This window comes from Alistipes timonensis JC136 (genome assembly GCF_900107675.1).
Lineage (GTDB): Bacteria > Bacteroidota > Bacteroidia > Bacteroidales > Rikenellaceae > Alistipes > Alistipes timonensis.
Window position 1 is genome coordinate 350,692 of the sequence record NZ_FNRI01000005.1, and the last position, 19,899, is coordinate 370,590.

Genomic DNA, 19,899 nt, shown 5'->3' on the forward strand with positions numbered 1-19,899 from the left:
CTGAAATGAAACGAATCCTGATGACCCTTTGCGCCGCGCTGGCGCTCGGCACGGCCGCCGCAGCCCCCACCCCCGTCCTGGGCGACGAGAAATCGCTCTACGACCTGCTCGACCTCGACAGGCCGGGCATGGAGGCGGTGAAGAAAGCCGTCGCCAAAGGCAACACCGCGGCGGCGGACAAAGAACTGCTGAAGTATTTCCGCACGCGCAAACCCGTCGAGCTCTTCGGTCTCGACCTGGAAAACGTCAAAGTGAACAAGTTGGAGCAGAAGCAGGCCGACGAGGCGCTGGAACACAAGTTCTACGCCCACAAAGGCTACCAGCCCTCCTACTTTTACGGCGACGACATCGACTGGCGTTACTGGCCCGTGAAGGACAACGAACTGCGCTGGCAGCTCCACCGTCACTACTGGTTCATCCCGCTGGCCAAGTGTTACTACACCACCGGCGATGTGAAATACATCGACGCGTGGATGGAGCAGTACACCGACTGGGTGAAGAAAAACCCGCTCGACGGCGTCGAACGGCTGAAAGCCGCAGGGGCTTCCGCGGCCGAGATCGCCGCCGAACAGGAAAACATCCGCTTCGCATGGCGTCCGATGGAGGCCGGACGCCGTTTGCAAGACCTGCTGACGGAGTTCGCGCTGACGATCCGTTCGCCGCGTTTCACGCCCCAGTTCCTCAACCTCTTCCTGCGCACCTACCGCCAGCATGCCGACCACATCCTGCACAACTATTCCAAGCAGGGCAATCACCTGCTGTTCGAAGCCCAGCGGATGTTGTTCGCGGGCATCTACTTCCCGGAGTTCCGCGAAGCCCCGGAATGGCGCCGCAGCGGCATCGAGATACTCAACCGCGAGATCGGCGTGCAGGTCTACCCCGACGGCATGCAGTTCGAACTGGATTTCGGATACCACATCGCCGCCATCGACATCTTCCTCAAAGCTCTCGGCATGGCCTCGGCCAACGGTTATGAGAGCGAGTTCCCCGCGAGCTACACCGAGACCGTCGGAAAGATGACCACCGTCACCTGGAACCTGCTCTACCCCGACTACTCCAACCCGATGTTCGGCGACACCAAGAGCCACGACAAAAGCTCCCTCCAGCGGCAGTTCCGCAGCTGGAGCAAGGTGTTCCCCGGCGACAAACAGCTGCAATGGTTCGCCACGGACGGCCGCAAGGGCGCCCTCCCCGACTACACCTCGCAGCAATTCCCGGCATCGGGATTCTACGTCCTGCGCACGGGGTGGGACGAGGACGCCGCCGTGACGGTCGTAAAGGCCGGTCCTCCGGCGTTCTGGCACAACCAGCCCGACAACGGCACCTTCGACTACTGGCGCCGGGGCCGCAATTTCTTCCCCGACTCGGGCAGCTACGTCTACGGCGGCGACAGCGCCGTGCTGGCCCAGCGCAACTGGTTCCGCCAGACCCGCGTGCACAACACCCTGACGCTCGACAACCGCGACCTCGAAAAGACCGATTCGAAGCTCCTGCTGTGGGACGCGACGCCGGAGCTGACGACGCTGGTGACCGAGAATCCCTCCTACGAGGGGCTGACCCACCGCCGGGCGATGTTCTTCACCGCAGAGGGGCTGCTGGTGATCGCCGATCAGGTGTCGGGCACGGCCGAAGGCACCGCAGGAATACATTTCAACCTCTGCCCGGGCAAGATCGAATATGCCAAGGACGGCACCGTGCGCACGCTGTTCGCCGACGGCAACAACATCCGCATCAAAACCTCGGCGACCGTTCCCGTGCAAATCCGCGAGGAGGAGGGATGGGTCTCGACCGCCTACCGCAAAAAGGAGGAGCGCCCGGCCTATGCCGTCGAAGCGCAGAAACCGGCCGGCGGCGAGGTGCTGTTCGTCACCGTGATCGCCCCGGACGAAGCGCCGTTCCAGGGCTCGATCGCCATTGTTCCGGGAAAGGCCCCCGTGGGCGACACGCTCCGCTTCGCGGTGCGCGTGGGCGCCAAAACATACGACCTGGGATATGAACTCAAATAAATCACTTATGCTAATCATGTATCCCGTCCTGCTGCTGCTGGCCTGCACACCGAACGCCGCACAGGAAAAAGAGGCCCCGAAAGAGTTTGCTGCGCTGCCCGAACGGGTGAATATTCAGGCCGACTCGGCCCGGATGAGCCAGGTGATCGACGGCGAATGGGTCGCCGTGGGCATCCGCAAACCCGAAGCCCTCGGCCACGACTACACCCGCATGTACGGCGGAAAGCCCTCCTACCGCTTCACGCTCGGACGCGACGACAACACCCTCTCGGGCTATGCCCCGGGCGAGACCAAAGGGCGGTCGGAACTCTCCTGGTGCTATGCCACGGCGGCCGATTTCGCGGCTCTCCCGGACAAGGACTACTCCGACGCGCAGCGGATGAAAACCGTCTACCACCACGGCAAAGGCATCTGTCCGCAGGGCACGTCGTGGAGCTACACCTTTTCGGTTTACATCCCCTCGGAACTGAGCCCCGAGGTATCGACGATCTTCGCCCAATGGCACGGCATGCCCGACCGGACGTTGGTGACGGCTCCCGACGGCCGCGTCAGGAAGCTCCCGGCGGAGGAGTTCCTCGCCATGCAGGACACCGTCATCATCAAAAAGGACATTGTCTACGAGCGTGTGGAAACCGTCGACAAAAAGGGCAACAAAGGCTGGAAAGCGGGCAAGCCGACAGGCTGGAAGGTCGAGCAGGGCGGCTATCCCCCGCTGGCATTCGGATTCTCGAACGGGTATTTCTACATCAAAGCCAACTCCGACCGCCGCTGGTTCACCGACAAAACCGACCGCTGCAACGCCAACCCGGCCAAAGCCGGGGTGATGGTGCCCGTCACCTCGGAGTTCAAAGCCTCGACGATCGCCGCGCGGATGCCTTTCGGGGAGTTCCCCAAAGACCGCTGGGTGACCTTCACCGTGGAGATCGACTGGACGCAGTACGGCGGCGAGGCCGAGACGGTCGTGCGTCCGGGACGCCTCGACGTACGGATGGCCTGCGACGGCCGGACCGATCATCTGGTAGATAACGAGCGGATACTCATAGGCCGCAACGACGAGGACGGCTACTACTTCAAATTCGGCATCTACCGCGTGGGCGACAGCACGGAGCCCGTGAGCTACAACCTCGCCGGATACTCCCAGCGGCAGCGCTGATCCGGGGCGAAAACAAGGGAAGAGGCGGGATTCAGGTCCCGCCTCTTTTCATTCGGCCCCGTCCCATGAGATGCAGATATGCCGGATCTGCTCCTCGATGTCCAACGTCTTGTCGATCCGGCCGTTGCGCAGCCGCGCCCGGTAAGTATAGATCGTCGAGAGCGTGCTGTTGAGGAACATGGCGATCTGCGCCGAGTCCGAAACGCCCAGCCGGATCAGCGCCAGGTAGCGCAGTTCGGTCGAGAGCTGGCGGCTCCGCTTGGGCATGAAACGCTCCGGATCGAGAAGCAGGCCGCGCACCTGTTCGATAAAGTCGGGGAACAGCCCGAGGAAAGTTTCGTCGAAAAGCCGCAGGAAATTGCGGTGCTCGGTCTGGATCAACTCCTGCGAGCGCAGCGTGATGAGCGTCTGCTCGGCGCTCTCGGTTTTGAGCAGTTTGATGATCCCCATGCGGTAGGTGTCGAGACGCTGGATGTAGGAACTGCAAAGCTGCATATACTGGCTCACGTACTCCGATTTGATCTTGTTGGCGTCGTTGAGCTGGTCGTTGGTCCGCACCAGCGCACTGTTGGTGGCGTTGAGCCGATGGTTGATGTCGGTCAGCTGGCGGTTGATTTCGAGATAGCTGTCCTTGAGACGCTCGATCTCCCGCTTGCGCCGCAGGGTGTGGATCGCCTGCCAGAGAATGACGATCAGCAGCACCGAGAGCGATATGGCCGTGAAGAGCGTCAGCAGCAGTTTGCTGCGCATCGACTTGTCGAACGACCGGGTAATCATATCCAGCGATTCGGCATATTGCCCCATTCGCAGGCGGTAATTGCTGACCGTCAGGTCGTTCAGCGTGCGTTTGATGTAGGCGTTCGCCAGCCGGATCTCTCCGGTCTCGTAGAGCATCTGCGCCAGCCGGTAGAGCGACATGTGGGCGCGCGTCGAGGCCGAAAGCTCGTAGATCGAAGCCCGGGCCGCCCACAGCATGCCCCGCCGGTTGTCGCCCATGTCGGTGTAGTTGCGTGCGATCTGGTAGGTGATGTTGCCTTTCTGGAAGATGTCAAGGCTGTCGATATCATCCCGGATCAGCCCTTCGAGCTTTTCCAGCGCCTCGCGGTTGCGTCCTTCGAGACGCAGCAGTTCGGCTTCGAAATTCTTTTTCTGATAGGCGATGCGCGGTCCCGAAGCGCGGTTGAGATAGGCCCGAAGGTAGTATTTGAGCGAATCGTCGTAGCGGCTCTGCACCTCGGGAAAGACGCTGAAGCGTTTCGATTCGCGGAACACCGTAGCCCGCGTGCGGTAGTAGAGCGTCAGGTCCACCTTCCGGCTGTCCGTCGTATCGACGCTCCGCAGAATGCGGTTGGCCTCCGCGAGTTCGACATTGCCGATCAGCACGATGGCCGTGCGGACCTTGGCATCGTTAATCAGCCGTTCGTCGCCCAACTCTTCGGCCAGCGCACGGGCCATCCTGCAATAATAGGCCGACGAGTCGAGCTGGAAATGGCTGTAATGCCCCGCCAGCGTGGTATAGGCCCAGGTCCGGGTCCGTTTGCTGCGGGTGGTGTCCGCAATGTTCCGGTATTTGCGGATGATGCGGTGACGGCGTTCCACATAGACCGCTTCGTTGCGGATGACATCGTTCAGTTCGTGGATCGTCCTGTCGAGTTCGTGATCGAGTTCGTCCCGGCAGCCCGTCGTGAGGACTACGGCGGCAAACAGCAGACAGCAGAGGCTTCGGTTCATGGCAAAATGCGGGTTTCGGTCAGACAAGATACTAAAATTCGGAATCAAAACCATCTTCCGGGTCGCTTTTCCGGCGTTACAATGCCGTTACGCAGTTTGATAAAACAAGCCCGATTTATCAATAACAAATTACTGTTCAGTAAATTGTATTTTCACGGAGTTTGATTTTCGCAGCCCTCCTGCGGGACATATCTATTTATGGGTACATTTGTCCAACCAACTAACCGTTGCCAGGCGGCAACACGCAAATCCAAACCTCCTATGACCCGACTCCTGAATTGCTTTTTATCGGCGGCACTCGTATCGACGCTCCTCGCAGGCTGTTCGTCCGACTCGTCTTCCGAAGGTCCCGTACCCCCTCCCGCCGGGGACGGAAATATCTGCGGATATGTCCGCTGCGACGGCCGGGGCATCGCCGGCGTCGTCGTCTCCGACGGCGCGAACGTCGTGAAAACCGACGCCGAGGGCTATTACTCCTTTACGAGCGACCTCGCCACGGCCGACTTCGTGCGCATCTCCATACCTTCGGGCTACGAGACCGCCCGCGACGGCATCCTTCCGACATTCTATGCGGCCATAGATCCCGCCGAACCGGGCACTCAGCGCTTCGATTTCGACCTGACCGCCGTGGACAACACCCGCCACCTGCTGCTGGTCATGGCCGACGTACACATCTCGGGACGCAAACCGGGTTATCCGAACGACAGCGGAACGGTCGTCGCCGAACTCGACGCCAAGCAGTGCCGCGAACGATTCATCCCCGCGCTCACCGCCCACGCCGCTTCGGCTGCCGCGGGCTACCGCGTCTACGGGCTGAACCTGGGCGACATGACCCATTCGGAATATTGGTATTCGAAGAACTATTCCTTCCCGCAATACATCGAGGCGATGAAAGGCGCCGATTTCCCGATCTTCCACGCCATCGGCAACCACGACTACTGCCACAAGGTCGCCGACGACACGGCCGATGCCCAATACAAGGCGGCGCTCGGTCCCACCTACTATTCGTTCAATCTGGGCCGCATCCACTACATCGTACTCGACGACATGGTCTACAAAGGTTCGAACGCCTACTCGACGCGGATCGACGACCGCCAGATGGAGTGGCTCCGCAAGGACCTTGCGGCGACGGACCCCGCCATACGCGACGTGGTCGTGGCGATGCACGTCCCGACCGTCAACGGTTTGCAGACGGACGGCTCCTATAAAAAAGCCCTTGAAAATTTCGACGAGTTCTACGCGCTTTTCGCCGACTACAACCTGACGGTGATGAGCGGGCATTGGCACCACGCCCATTCGATCCGCATCGGCGACAAGGCCGCCGAATACATCCTCCCGGCGGCGTGCGGCACATGGTGGTACAAACTTCTCTGCATCGACGGGACCCCGGCGGCCTTCGCGGCCTGGACCGTCAACGGAACCTCCATGAGCCACCGTATCGTACCCATCGGCGACGAATACGCCGCGGAACGTTACCGCGTCTACAACAAGGGCGTGACGACCAACACCGGGACCGTCGCTCCCGGAACGGCCTCGGACCCCGCCGGAGGCTCGCCCGCAGTGCTGGTCAATCTCTGGGAGATGCGCCCCGACTGGACCTTCGACTGCTACGAGAACGGCGTGCCGACCTCGGGCCGGCTGACCCGCGTGGCGCGCTACGACCCCATTCACCGCGATTTCTGCAACCAGGGATTGATCGGATGGCAGCGGTATTCGTGGTGCGCGACGGTCCGTACGGCCGACCATTGGCTGCAATACGCTCCCGCAGACCCCGCGGCAGCCATCCGGATCACGGTAACCAACCATAAGGGAACGCTGCTGCACGTGATCGACACGAAGATCGAATAATCCGAATCCATATTGCTTTTAACATGATGAGAAACAGAAAATTCCTGCTCTTGCTGGCTGCTGCCGCACTCTTTGCTGCGCCGGTCCGGAGCGCCGGACTGCCGCCCCTCCCCGACAAACCGGGAGCCACGGTCAAAGGCTATGTCGAATGCGAAGGACGCGGCGTCGAAGGAGTCGTCGTCTCCGACGGCTTCAACGTCGTAAAAACCGACGCCGAAGGCCGCTATTGGCTCAAAACCAAGCTGTCGCGCTCGGAGTTTGTGATGATCTCCACACCGCGCGGCTACGACCCGGAGGTCTATTCCGGATTCCTGCCCAAATTCTTCTGCGCCCTCGACAAAACGGTCGGCAAAAAAGAAGTCCAGCAGTTCGATTTCCACCTTACACGCGCCGCCAACGACGACTATTCGCTGCTCGTGGTGGCCGACGAACACGTCTCGGGCCGCGTGATCGACATTCCGCCCGGCAGCGGCAACGTCATCGCCCCGGTCGACTCGATCCAGTTCCGCGACGACTTCATGCCCCGGCTGGTCGAATATGCCGACAGCCTGATGCGGCATACGCCGGTCTACGGGCTGAACCTGGGCGACATGACACACTCGGAATACTGGTTCCGCAACAAGACGGGCATGGCCGAATACCTGCATCTGGCCAAAGACACCCCCTTCCTGATGTACCACGCCATCGGCAACCACGACCACTGCCACAAATACGAAAACGACTACGAGGCCGAAGCCGAATACCGCAAGTATTTCGGACCGACCTACTACTCGTTCAACATCGGCAAGGTTCACTACGTCGTGCTCGACGACATGCTCTACCACGGACGCAACAAGTACGACAAGATCATCGCCCCGGAGCAGCTCGCATGGCTCTACAAGGACCTCCGGGCGCTCGATCCCGGAATCCGGCAGCTCGTCGTGGCCTGCCACGTGCCCCTCGCAGCCAACAACGGGGCCTGGGACGATATCTGGTACAACCTCAAAAACAAGGACGAACTGTTCGTATTGTTGCAGGATTACGACGTGACCATCATGACGGGCGACTGGCACACCGAAGGCACGACGCGCGTCAACGACCGGATCGTGGAATACGTCCATCCGGCCGTCACGGGCAACTGGTGGTACCGGCAGGGCATCTGCTGCAACGGCTATCCCGCCGCCTTCACCGAGTATGTCTTCCGGGGCGACCGCCTCGAAAGCCGCTCGCTCATCGACTGGGCCAACGGCAACAGCAAACAGCAGTACCGCGTCTACAACAAGGGCGTCACCTCGAACACGGGCATCGCCAGCTCCTCGGCGCTCGACCCCGCGGGCGGCGCGCCGTCGGTGCTGGTCTTCTTCTGGGGCGTGGCCCCCAACTGGACGTTCGTCTGCCGCGAAAACGGCGAGCAGACCTACGGACGCGGACAATTGGTCCAGCGTTACGATCCGCTGGCCCGATCGCTGGTCGAGGAGGGCATCATCCCCTACGAACGCTACACCTGGCTCAAACAGAAACCCGTGCGTCTTTACCTCTACACCCCGAAGGACCCCGGAGCCGAGATCGAAATCGTCGGCACGGACCATATCCGCAACCGCGACTTCCGCGTAGTCACGCGGATCGAGCGCTGAACGAAGCACCCCTAAAACACTATCTGACAATATGAGAAAATTCTGCAAAATGATCGGTACGCTGACCGTACTGGTATCGGTTACCCTCCACACCCTCGCGGCCCAGCCGGCTTCCGAGGTCCGGGGAACCGTCACCGACGGCGACAGCGGCAGGCCGCTTGCCGGCGTGAGCGTAGCGCTCTCCGGCTCGGCAGTGTCAACCACGACCGACGCGAAGGGCGCCTATGCCATCCGGGTTCCCTCCGCCGCGGCCGTGCTCGAATTCTCCCGCGAAGGCTACCAGACCCGGAAAGTCCCCGCCGAAGGACGAACGCAGGTCGATGTCGCGCTGAAACCCGCAGCCCGAACCGCGGGCGTGGTGAAGGGCGTCGTCACCGACAGCGACAACGGAAGCCCGCTCGCCGGCGTCACCGTCGTGCTCTCGGGCTCGTCCCGGGGAACCACGACCGACGCCAAAGGCGCCTGGACCCTCGCCGTGCCCTCCGCCGAGTCGGTTCTCGACTTCTCCTACCTGGGCTATGTGCCCCAGAAAATCCGCGTCGGCAACCGCTCGCAGATCGACATCGCGCTGGCGGCCGACAACAAGGACATCGACGAGGTGGTCGTGATCGGTTACAGCGAAGTGAAGAAGACCGACCTCACGGGTTCGGTGACCAACGTCAAGATGGGCGACATCAAGGACATTCCGGTCGTGTCGGTCGACCAGGCGTTGCAGGGCCGCGTGGCCGGCGCCGACATCATGTCCACGTCGGGCGACCCGACCGCCTCGACCTCGATCCGCATCCGCGGAACCCGTTCGATCACCGCCTCGAACGAACCGCTGATCGTCGTCGACGGCATCATCGACGCCGTGCAAGACCTGAGCGACATCAATTCGGCCGACATCGAGTCGATCTCGGTGCTCAAGGACGCTTCGTCGACGGCCATCTACGGCGCACGCGGCTCGAACGGCGTCATCATCGTCACCACGAAGAAGGGCAATCCCACGGTGAGCAAACCGTGGATCACGCTCAAAGCCGACATGGGCTTTTCGCAGCTCCCCCGCAACCTCGACGTGATGAACGCCACGGAATTCGCCCTCTACCGCAACGACGTGACCTATTTCAACTGGCAGATGGGCAACCGTCCGGTTCAGGATTACACCTACAACGACCCCTACTCGCTGGGCAAGGGCACCAACTGGATCGACGAGATCACCCGCACGGCCCCCTACCAGAACTACAACCTCTCGGTGTCGGGCCGTTCGAAGACCAGCAGCTATTTCGTATCGCTGGGTTACAGCGACATTCAGGGCATCGTCGACGACAGCGGCTTCCAGCGCACGACGGCCCGCGTCAACGTGTCGCACGACTTCGCCAAATGGTTCACGTCGGGCGTCAACTCGTCGCTCTCCTACCGCGACGAGGCCAACAACAAGGCCAATATCGGCGGTTCGTCGGTGTGGAACGCCGCGACCTATCTGGCTCCCGTGCTGCGTCCCGAGGATACCTACAACCCCTTCTACGGTTCGGGACAGACGATCAACAACCCGCGCTACACGATCGACCTGAACGAAAACACGCTGGAACGCTTCGCCTCGACCAACACGTTATATGTGGACATCAAACCCGTCGAGGGGCTGAAAATCAGCAGCAAGTTCACCTACTACCTCTACCAGCGCCACGACTACCGCTTCTACCCGAGCACGCTTCCCGTCAAGAACGAAGGCGAGGGCGGCGAGGGCTACCGCGCCGAGTACGACACGCGCACGCTCTCGACCGAGAATACCGTGACCTATGCCCGCACCTCCAAGACGGGACACTATTTCGACGTGATGGGCGGTTTCACGGGTTCGAAATCGCGCCTCAACGGCTTCGACCTCAACGCCAAGGGACTGATCGTCGACGACAACAAGTGGAACAACATGAACGGCATCTACGACAAGGAGAACTACACGAGCACCTCCTACACCAACTACATCACGAAGATGTCGGTGCTGGCCCGCGTGAACTACAACTACAAGAAACGCTACTACCTGACGCTGACCGGCCGCTACGACGGTTCGTCGAACTTCGCAGCCAACCACAAGTGGGGCTTCTTCCCCTCGGCGGCCGTCAAGTGGAACATCTCGAACGAATATTTCATGCGCCGCGTGCGCTGGATCGAGGAGCTGTCGCTGCGCGTGAGCGCCGGACGCACGGGCAACGACGCCATCAAACCCTACCGTTCGATCGAAGCCTACACCTCGACCTCGGGCGGCTACCTGCTGGGCGGCTCGCAATCGACGGCGTTCTATCCGGTGCGCGTGGCGAGCGACAACCTCACGTGGGAAACCACCGACCTCTACAACGCCGCCATCGACGCCTCGCTGTTCAAGAAACGCCTGAACATCACCTTCGAAGCCTACATCTCGAAGACCCGCGACCTGCTGCTCTCGGTCCAGAAAGCCTCGCAGTCGGGTTTCACGAGCCACTTCGAGAACATCGGCCGCACGTCGAACAAGGGCGTGGAGCTGACCGTCGAGACGCGCAACATCGTCAAACCCAAGTTCTCGTGGTCCACGTCGCTCACCCTCTCGCACAACAAGCAGATGGTCGAGGACATCGGTTCGGAGGATTTCGTCAGCGCCATGAACAGCCCCGGCAACAGCCAGTACATGATGTACGGCTATGTCAAGGGCCGTCCGCTCAACGCCCTCTGGGGTTTCAAATACGGCGGCGTGTGGCACAACCAGGAGGAGATCGAGCGCAACAAGGTGACCAACACTTATGTTTCGGCCACGACCTCGCTCAGCCCCGGACTGCCGCGCTACATCGACACCAACAACGACGGTTCGCTGGATCAGAAGGACCTGGTCTATCTGGGCAACGCCGATCCCACGATCTACGGCGGCCTGCAAAATACGTTCAACATCGGGCAGTTGAAAGTCGGCGTCTACTTCGCCTATTCGCTCGGCGGCAAGATCTACAACTACTCGGAACTTTACATGGCCGGAACCTACTCCTCGAACCAGTACCGCTACATGGCCAATTCGTGGCATCCGGTGCGCAACCCCGATTCCGACCTGCCCCGCGCCGGCGCCGTGCAGGTGCACGTGCCGAGCGACCTGCAGGTGCACGACGCATCGTACCTGCGTCTGAAAAACGTCTCGGTGGGCTACACGTTCGACCTGCGCAAGCGGGTGAAATGGCTGCGGGACATCACGCTGAGCGTCAGCGGCGAGAACCTCTACCTGTGGTCGAAATACAACGGCTTCGACCCCGACGTTTCGACATCGAGCGAAAGCTCGACCCTGCGGCGCGTCGACATGGGCGCCTATCCGCGGGCGCGCACGGTGATATTCAGCGTTCAAATCCGCTACTAATCAAAAACGACTACGATTATGAAATCGATGAAAATAGTTTTGCTGACGGTCGCGGCAGCGCTTGCAGGCGCCTGCTCGCTTCAGGAATCGCCCGAGTTTTTCGTCAACCGGAGCAATTTCTACCGCAACAAGTCGGAGTGCATCGCCGGGCTGAACAGCTGCTACATTCCGCTCAAGACGATCTATAATTTCAATTTCGGCGTGATGACCGAAGGGGTCACCGACCTGCTGTACCACAATTCGCCGACGGTATATGATTCGCGTCTCGAAATCTCGCCCGCGCTGCCCGGCTACGGGGCCACGGTGTGGACCCAGTGCTACAAGGCCGTGATGTACTGCAACGCCGCCATCGAAGGCATCCGCCACGCCACGGTGAGCGAGGACGACCGCAGCAAGCTGCTGGCCGAGGGCGTGATCCTGCGGGCGATGTATTACTACCTGCTCACGTCGGTCTTCGGCGACGTGCCCTTCTACACGGTCGACGTCAACACCGAGGAACTGCTCAACCAGACGGCCCGCCTGCCGCGCATGTCGGCCGTTGAAACGCGCAGCTACCTGATCGAAGAGCTGATGAAGGTCGTTCCCGACCTCGACCAGGTGCGTTCGTCGGAGGTCGCCGACAACCGTATGGGTGCGGCCGTCGGGTGGATGCTCGCCGCCAAGATGGCGATGTGGAACAAACAGTGGGACACGGCGCTCGAAGCGCTGGGCGAGTTGGAAACGATCTACGGCACGCTCGACCAGTACCCGCTTTCGGACGTTCCGTTCCGCATGAAGAACACCCCCGAGTCGATCCTCGAAATCCAGCACTCCTACACCTCCGGCGGGCTGATCTACACCTCGAACTACGCTTGTATCTGCATGCCCAACCAGACCACCGCCGAGTCGGGGTCCGACGTTTTCGACGGCGTGAAGATCGAGGAGCTGGGCGACGACGCCAACGTATGGCCCGGCATGCGGCCCAACCTGGTTTTCAGCGCCGGCTTGCAGACCCGCACGGGCGGCGACCGCCGCGTGGAGATGAACCTCGCGTGGGAGTACGGCGGACAGGAGTTCAAGAGCGTCGCCACACGGCCCTGGCTGGGCCCCAAATTCTGGTGTCCCGGCATGCGCGACAGCTACGACTCGAACAATTACAAGGTGTTCCGCTATGCCGACGCCGTGCTGATGATGGCCGAGTGCTGGTGCATGAAGGAGAACCTCGAACAGACCAAGCACTATCTCAATCAGGTGAAGAGCCGTGCGGGCATCCCCGAGTTCTCGGCCTTCAAGAGCTGGGAGCGCACGCTCGAAGAGATTCAGAACGAGCGCGCCCGCGAACTGATCGGCGAGTTCCAGCGCAAGTTCGACCTCGTGCGGTGGGGCATCTGGTACACCAAGACCCTCGAATCGGCCGACTACGAAACCGTGCGCAACGCCATCCTGCCCTGCCACGAATACTACCCGATCCCCGATACGCAGGTGGTCTATTCGGGCTATGCGCTCGACAACAAGGAGTATGAGAAATACGGACTTTAACCTAAAAAACGGAACATTATGAGATTCAGCTATAAAGGCATTGCATGGCTGGCGGCGCTCTGCGGAGCGCTGAGCGGCTGCAACGAGCCGTTCGAACCGACGATCCGGCTGGCCGTGGACCAGAATATGGTCGCACTGCCGGCGACGGAGGGCATGACCCGCGTGATGGTCTACTCGACCGGGGAGTGGTCGCTCTCCGTGGATTCGGAGTCCGGAGACGCATGGGCGCGGATCGACCGGAATTCGGGCCGCGAGAACGGCGACTTCGTTTTCGAATACGACACCAACGGCGGCCTGTCGCGCAAGGCGACGATCCGCATTCAGTCCGGCGGCCACACCTGCGAGGTGGTGATGTCCCAGGCCGCGGGAATCACCGACCCGACACTGACCGTCACACCCGGAAGCGTCGCGCTGCTGGGCGAGGGATGTCCCGTGACGATGACCCTTTCCAGCAACCTCGGTCCCGATCTGGAACGCGTGCAACACGAAATCTCCTACGGCGAGGAGAGCGGCGAAGGATGGATCGGCGACGTGACGCTCGACGACGCGTCGCTGCGCTTCACGGTGGCGGACAACACGACCGGAGCCCTGCGTTTCGCCACGATAACCCTCTGGGTTACCGACGGCAGCGACACGCGTTACGAAACCCGCGCCACCGTCTCGCAAAATTCCGAGGCGCTGCGCCTGACGATGACGCCTGCCGAAGAGACGCATGCGGCGGCGTCCTACGGCGAGACGTTCGAACAAGCCTTCGAGTGCAACATTCCGGAGATTTACGGCGAAATATCGCTCGTATGCGACTACCTGACCGGAGCCGACGGATGGCTGACGAATTACCGTATCGACCGCGAAGCGGGCCTGCTGAGCGTGAAGATCCCGGCCAATCCCGCCGCGCCGCGTTCGGCGCGCATCGCCCTGCGTTACGACGACGGCAAGGGAGGGGGTATCACCACCGACTACGTGACCCTGACCCAGGAGAAGTGCGACATCGGCGGCGTGGAAGGCGACCAGATGGAGGGTGAAAAGGACGACAACGAATGGTAACCGACTAAACAGACGCGAAAATGAAAAAGATACAGAATCTATTGATCGCCTGCAGCCTGCTGCTCGCGGGATGTTCCGAAACTCCCGAAGAGACCGACGGGCTGCCCGGACCCGCTCCGGTGAAATACGTTTCGCTGCGCCTCGACGCCGGAGCCGGCACGCGCGCCGGACTGGACGACGCCCTGCGGGTGAAGTTCCAGCCGGGCGACATGATCGACATCAACGGCACGGCCTACGAGGTCTTCCTGCTCGACGACGGAACGGCCGCCGTGCCCGAAGTCCCCGTAGCCGACCGCTACGAAGCGGTGTTCCCCTCGGCCTGCAATTTCCTCCAGCAGACGAAAGAGACCGCCAATTTCAAACTGCCGCTGGCGCAGTTCCATGCCGGTCCCGGCACATTCGGCCGCAACGCGATGCCGATGTACGGCGAGGCGGCGGGCATCGACGAAGAGAAAGGCTATGTGAACATCCGGCTGCACAACATGTGCGGCGTGCTGAAACTGACGCTGAAAGGCTCGGCGACGATCAATTCGATCCTCGTCGAGGACCGTTCGGGCGCTCCGATCTCGGGTTACGCCACGCTCGGAACCGACGACGGAGGAGCCAAAATCCTCGTGACCGACACGAAGAGTTCGGCACGCTCCCACCACCTGGTGATGAACTGCGGCGGTGCGGGCGAAGGCGTGACGCTGAGCGAAGGCGGAACCGATTTCCACATCGTGTTGCCCGCCCGCGAGTACGCCTCAGGGCTGAAAATCCGCATCACCGACCGTTCGCACCGGGCGATGACCGTCGATTCGCCGACGCCGCGCACGATCAAACGCAACGTCGTCACCGAAACCCCGGCGATCACCTACGCCCCCGATGCCGACCTGGTCTTCGCCGAGTATTTCGACGCCTGCGTGTGGGGCGGCAACTACGCGGGCAACACGAAGGGCTATTCCCCCTCGCAGACCGAATCGCAGCAGAGCAGCGGCAGCCTGGCCGGAACGACCGCGGACAAATCGGCGACGGGCGTCGAGGAGGCCCCCTTCTATGTGATGGAAAACGCGGCAGGCACGGCGGATTACACCAACGTCTGGAATGCGGCCCCAAATGCGTCGGGCGGCAATGTTACGGCAAGCTACCTGCGCAACCGGAATCTCTACGACTGGACCTATCTGTACCGGTGTTCGGAGTTTCAGGGCTGTATGCGCATCAGTTCGCCCACATTGGGCCGCGGCAAAATCCACACGCCGACGATGAAAAACATTACCGACGGCAACGCCCATAAAGTCGAGATCACGTTCCGCGCCTGCTGCGCGCCCGGCGCCGACCAGGCCGACAATCTCGGCTGCTGGCTGGGAGACGGGCCGACCGGCAAAAACAACGGGGAAATCTGCGAAGAGGTCTACGTCAACGGCGAATCGGTCCCCGTCACCAACAAACAGTTCGCCTATATTCCGATTTCCAAAATCGGGAGTTCCGGCTGGTCCGAGATACGGTTGGTTGTCAGCGGATTTACCAAGATCAGTGCCTTCAATTTCATGAAACAGCAGAACACGAATGCGACGAAGACCCTCTTTTTCGTCGACGACATCGAGGTCCGCCTGCTGGATTGACAAACCCCTTCAAAACAAACACACCATGAAAACGATAAACAGTTGGAAACTGCTGCTGCTGACGCTCCTCGCGGGCTGTGCGGCAGCCTGCACCGATGATCCGGACGAAGTCCCCGTCATCGAACTCGGGGCCGTCAAAGGCGAATACATCGTGCCGGCGCAGAGCGGAACGGTCGAGGTCGAGGTCTACAGCAACCGCGGCTGCAACGTCTCGTTTCTCGAAGCAACCCCCTGGGCCGAGGCCCACGCCGACCAGATTCCGGGCGACGGCTCGTTCAGCGTCACCTACGAAGCCAACGACTCCTTCTCCCGCGTGGCGCGCCTGCTGTTGCAGGACGACAGCGGACGCCGCCGCGACACGGTCTACATCCGTCAGGAGGGGCTGATCGAGGAGCGGCTGGTGTTTCCCGCGCCGAATATCTCGGTGAAGGGCAGCGCCGCCGAAGGGTCCGTTTCGGTTCCGCTCGACACCAACATCGGTTCGGACCGCCTCTCAACGAAGATAGTCTATCCAGACGAAGAGGCCGCCAACTGGCTCTCCGATGTCCGCATCGACGACGCTTCGGGCAAATTGCTCTTCGCCACGCAGGCCAACCCCGATCCGGAAAACATGCGTTCGGCGGAGATAACCCTCTCGTTCACCAACGGCTGGAACAAAGTCACGGCGGCCAAGCTCTACATCGTGCAGGCCAACGCCCGCGACGATTTCGGAACCGAGAAAACTTTCGCGGAGATTCGCGCCCTGTGCGGTCCCGGGCAGGTCGTAACCGTCGAAAACGACTATTACATTTCAGCATGGGTGGTCAGCGACGCCGCGGGCGGCAACATGGGGGCCAACCTCATGACCACCGAATCGACGATCAACTACGAGGTATGCAAGAAGACCGCCTACGTCGAGAGCATCGACGGCAGCCTGGGCTTCCTGATCGAGACCGAAACGGCCGACGACAACATCTTCATGCGTTACAGCCGCATCCAGCTCTCGCTCAAAGGCGTGCGGCTCGTGCACGACACCGATCCCGACCGTTTCGCCCTCAAAGGCGTGAAGTCGGCCATGATCATCAGCTCGGAGCTGGGCACGGCGGCGGACATTCCGCGCAAGGAGAAGCGCATCGGCCAGCTGACCGACGACGACATCTACACCTACGTCACGCTCACCGACTGCGAACTGCCGATCCGCAAGGGCCCGCTGACGCCGATCAACGAGGGCTACGCCAACGCCACGGGCGCCAACCGCACGGAGAAGTGCGCATCGCTCGTGCGCGACATCGAGGGCGAGCACATCTACCTCTACACCAACACGACGTGCCTCTACCGCCGCGACGGCAGCCGCCTGCCCTACGGTTCGGGCAAACTTTCGGGCATCGTCGTCCACGAGCTGTTCCCGCGCTTCGAGTGGGAGGACAACGCGAGCGGCGACGACGAATCGTACGGGTATATCGGCCGCTACCAGCTGCGCCACGTCTCGAAATCGGATTTCGACGGACTGGCCGAAGATTTCGAGGACAGTTTCTCGGCGCTGCTGACCGAATACCGTTTCCTGCAATACGACAACAACAAGGTCTACCCCACCTACGGCACGAACGGCTACCTGACGCACAGCTACAAGGACGGCACCGGCGCGATCAAGATTCTCGCCAACGAGGATTTCAGCTACCTCGGCCCCGTGGGCAACAAGTCCTCGTTCATTTTCGGGTCGAACACCGGCAACGTCAACGGCATGGGCATCATCCTCGAAGACGGAACCGACTGGTGGCGCGACAATCCCGACGTGAACAGCAACACGTCGGGCGACACGTCGGGCGCCGGCAAGGGCAAGGTTCCGCGCAAGAACAGCGCCGAAGGCCCGGCATGGGTCGACTGGTACTGGTGGGACAAGGCCAACGACCGCGGGCATGCGTGGATCGTGAACTTCTCGACCGAAGGAATCTCGACCGACGTGCTGTCGATGCAGGTGAGCGTCCTGAACGACCGTTACGACAGCGGCAAATACGGTTCGCCCCGCTATTTCGACGTGGCATGGTCCGAGACGGGCGACATGAACGCCGACGGCGACTGGACCTACATCGCCTCCTACACCGTGCCCGACATGGCGCGCTGGACCCCCGCGACACGCTACTGGCAGTATGCGGGCTGGAAACCCGTCGACGTGAAGCTGCCGCTCGAAATGCTCGGCAAGAAGAATGTCTACATCCGTCTGCAGGCGGCCCGGAACCTCGGCGGAAGCCTCGACGAGTACGCCGCACAGCCGATCGACTCGCCGTCGTGCATGAACTATTTCGCCATCCGTTACAACAAGAAATAACCGCAAGAAATAACCGCGCAGCGGCCGGGACCGGGCAATCCGTTCCGGCCGCTGACGCCAAAATCCCGAACTTATGCGAAAAACACTGATCCTTGCCGCCGCACTCCTCTCCGCCGCGTGCGCCGAGGTCCCGCAACCCGAAATCGACGTCATACCCCGGCCCTTGTCGGTGGAGCAGGGCGACGGCGCGTTCCGCCTCGACCGCAGCTGCCGGATCGGTTACGACGCCCCCTCGCTGCAATCCGTCGCTGCGCTGTGCGCCGGTTACCTGACCGAAGAGGGTGTGCGGAAACCCGTCGTAGAGGACAAACCCGTACACAAAGGCATCGACCTCCAGCTGGACGGCACGCTCGCCGGCGAGGAGTACACGCTGAGCGCAACGAAGAAAGGCGTGTCGATCTGCGGCGGATCGCCCCGGGCGGTGCTTTACGGCGTGCAGACCTTGCGCCAGCTCATCGACGGCGACCGGGTTCCCATCGTGGAGATCCGCGACGAACCCCATTTCGGCTACCGCGGGGCGATGTTCGACGTGGCGCGCTATTTCTACCCCGTGGAGGATGTCAAACGGTTCATCGACATCCTGGCGCTGCACAAGCTCAACACCTTCCACTGGCACCTGACCGACGACCAGGGATGGCGCATCGAGATCAAACGCTATCCCGAACTGACACGCATCGGGTCGCAGCGCCGGGAAACGCTGATCGGCCATTACAAGACCTCGAAGGAATACGACGGCACGCCCCACGGCGGCTACTATACGCAGGACGAGATCCGTGAGGTGGTGGCCTATGCCGCCGAGCGCTGCATCGACGTCATTCCCGAGATCGAGCTTCCCGGACATTCGATGGCGGCCCTGGCGTCGTATCCGTGGCTGGGGTGCACGAAAGGTCCCTACGAGGTGCGCACGACATGGTATTACAGCAGCGACGTGCTCTGCGCAGGCCGCGAAACGACCTTCGAATTTCTCGAAAACGTGCTTACGGAGGTGCTCGGACTCTTTCCGTCGAAATACATCCACGTCGGCGGCGACGAATGTCCCAAAATGCGGTGGAAAGCGTGTCCCGACTGCCAGCGTCGCATGCGCCGGGAGGGGCTGAAGGACGAGAACGCCCTTCAAAGCTATTTCGTGTGCCGCATCGAGAAGTGGCTCCACGCCCACGGCCGCGAAATGATCGGCTGGGACGAACTGCTCGAAGGCGGCGTCACGCCCTCGACGATCGTCATGTCGTGGCGCGGCGCGGAAGGCGGCATCGAGGCCGCGAAGCTCGGCAACCGGGCCATCATGTCCCCGCGGTTCTATTTCTACCTCGACTATTACCAGACCTCCGACCCGGAGAAGAACGGCGAACCGCTCTCGATCGGCCGCAACGTCCCGATCCGCAAACTCTACGGCTACGATCCCTTCGACCGGCTCGACGAGACGCAAAGCCGCAATATCCTCGGCATCCAGGCCAATCTGTGGACCGAGTACATCGCCACGATGGACCACGCCGAATATATGCTGCTGCCGCGTCTGGCTGCCATGTCGGAGGTGGCGTGGGCGACGGAAAGGCGCGACTACGACGATTTCGTGCGCCGGCTCGGAACCCTGCGCGGGCTGTACGACCGCGAGGGCTACCGCTATGCCGACTTCGTCTTCCGGGGTATCGAATAACGCACCTTAAAACGCAAAAAATGAAAAGACTACTGTTTCTCGCCCTCTTCGCCGCCACGGCGGCCCCCTCGAAATCCGCCACG

11 protein-coding genes are annotated in these 19,899 nt (G+C 61.5%); 10 read left to right on the plus strand and 1 reads right to left on the minus strand.

What is annotated here, in order from left to right; all coding sequences use genetic code 11:
* Positions 1-5 precede the first annotated feature (5 nt).
* Complete coding sequence (locus BLU78_RS09130; RefSeq protein WP_010260927.1) at positions 6-2,006, plus strand: heparinase II/III family protein; 2,001 nt, start codon at positions 6-8, stop codon at positions 2,004-2,006.
* Positions 2,007-2,022: 16 nt separating this feature from the next.
* Positions 2,023-3,159 carry a heparin lyase I family protein gene (locus BLU78_RS09135; protein WP_010260930.1) on the plus strand — a complete coding sequence of 379 codons (1,137 nt, stop codon included), beginning with the start codon at positions 2,023-2,025 and terminating at the stop codon, positions 3,157-3,159.
* A gap of 48 nt (positions 3,160-3,207) precedes the next feature.
* Here the strand turns inward: BLU78_RS09135 and BLU78_RS09140 are convergent, their stop codons facing one another.
* Complete coding sequence (locus BLU78_RS09140; protein ID WP_010260932.1) at positions 3,208-4,890, minus strand: DUF6377 domain-containing protein; 1,683 nt, start codon at positions 4,888-4,890, stop codon at positions 3,208-3,210.
* Between the two features lie 261 nt (positions 4,891-5,151).
* On the opposite strand from BLU78_RS09140, the gene BLU78_RS09145 reads away from it, so the two are divergent.
* The 8 genes from BLU78_RS09145 (at position 5,152) to BLU78_RS09180 (ending at position 19,816) form a co-directional block, all read left to right on the plus strand.
* A complete protein-coding gene (locus tag BLU78_RS09145) occupies positions 5,152-6,738 on the plus strand; it encodes a metallophosphoesterase N-terminal domain-containing protein (protein WP_010260936.1) in 1,587 nt (528 codons plus the stop codon).
* Positions 6,739-6,761: 23 nt separating this feature from the next.
* Positions 6,762-8,351 carry a metallophosphoesterase N-terminal domain-containing protein gene (locus BLU78_RS09150; RefSeq protein WP_020693130.1) on the plus strand — a complete coding sequence of 530 codons (1,590 nt, stop codon included), beginning with the start codon at positions 6,762-6,764 and terminating at the stop codon, positions 8,349-8,351.
* 31 nt (positions 8,352-8,382) lie between these two features.
* The gene (locus BLU78_RS09155) at positions 8,383-11,694 is read left to right on the plus strand and encodes a SusC/RagA family TonB-linked outer membrane protein (RefSeq protein WP_010260942.1); all 3,312 of its coding nucleotides are present in this window, start codon (positions 8,383-8,385) and stop codon (positions 11,692-11,694) included.
* 18 nt (positions 11,695-11,712) lie between these two features.
* Positions 11,713-13,212 carry a RagB/SusD family nutrient uptake outer membrane protein gene (locus BLU78_RS09160; RefSeq protein ID WP_010260947.1) on the plus strand — a complete coding sequence of 500 codons (1,500 nt, stop codon included), beginning with the start codon at positions 11,713-11,715 and terminating at the stop codon, positions 13,210-13,212.
* A gap of 18 nt (positions 13,213-13,230) precedes the next feature.
* Positions 13,231-14,256, plus strand: coding sequence for a BACON domain-containing protein (locus BLU78_RS09165; RefSeq protein WP_010260950.1), 1,026 nt, complete (start codon positions 13,231-13,233; stop codon positions 14,254-14,256).
* 20 nt (positions 14,257-14,276) lie between these two features.
* Complete coding sequence (locus BLU78_RS09170; protein ID WP_231290769.1) at positions 14,277-15,857, plus strand: hypothetical protein; 1,581 nt, start codon at positions 14,277-14,279, stop codon at positions 15,855-15,857.
* 25 nt (positions 15,858-15,882) lie between these two features.
* Positions 15,883-18,162, plus strand: a complete 2,280-nt coding sequence (locus tag BLU78_RS09175) for a DUF5689 domain-containing protein (protein WP_010260956.1) — start codon at positions 15,883-15,885, stop codon at positions 18,160-18,162.
* Positions 18,163-18,235: 73 nt separating this feature from the next.
* The gene (locus tag BLU78_RS09180) at positions 18,236-19,816 is read left to right on the plus strand and encodes a beta-N-acetylhexosaminidase (protein ID WP_074712067.1); all 1,581 of its coding nucleotides are present in this window, start codon (positions 18,236-18,238) and stop codon (positions 19,814-19,816) included.
* The last annotated feature ends 83 nt before the right edge of the window (positions 19,817-19,899 follow it).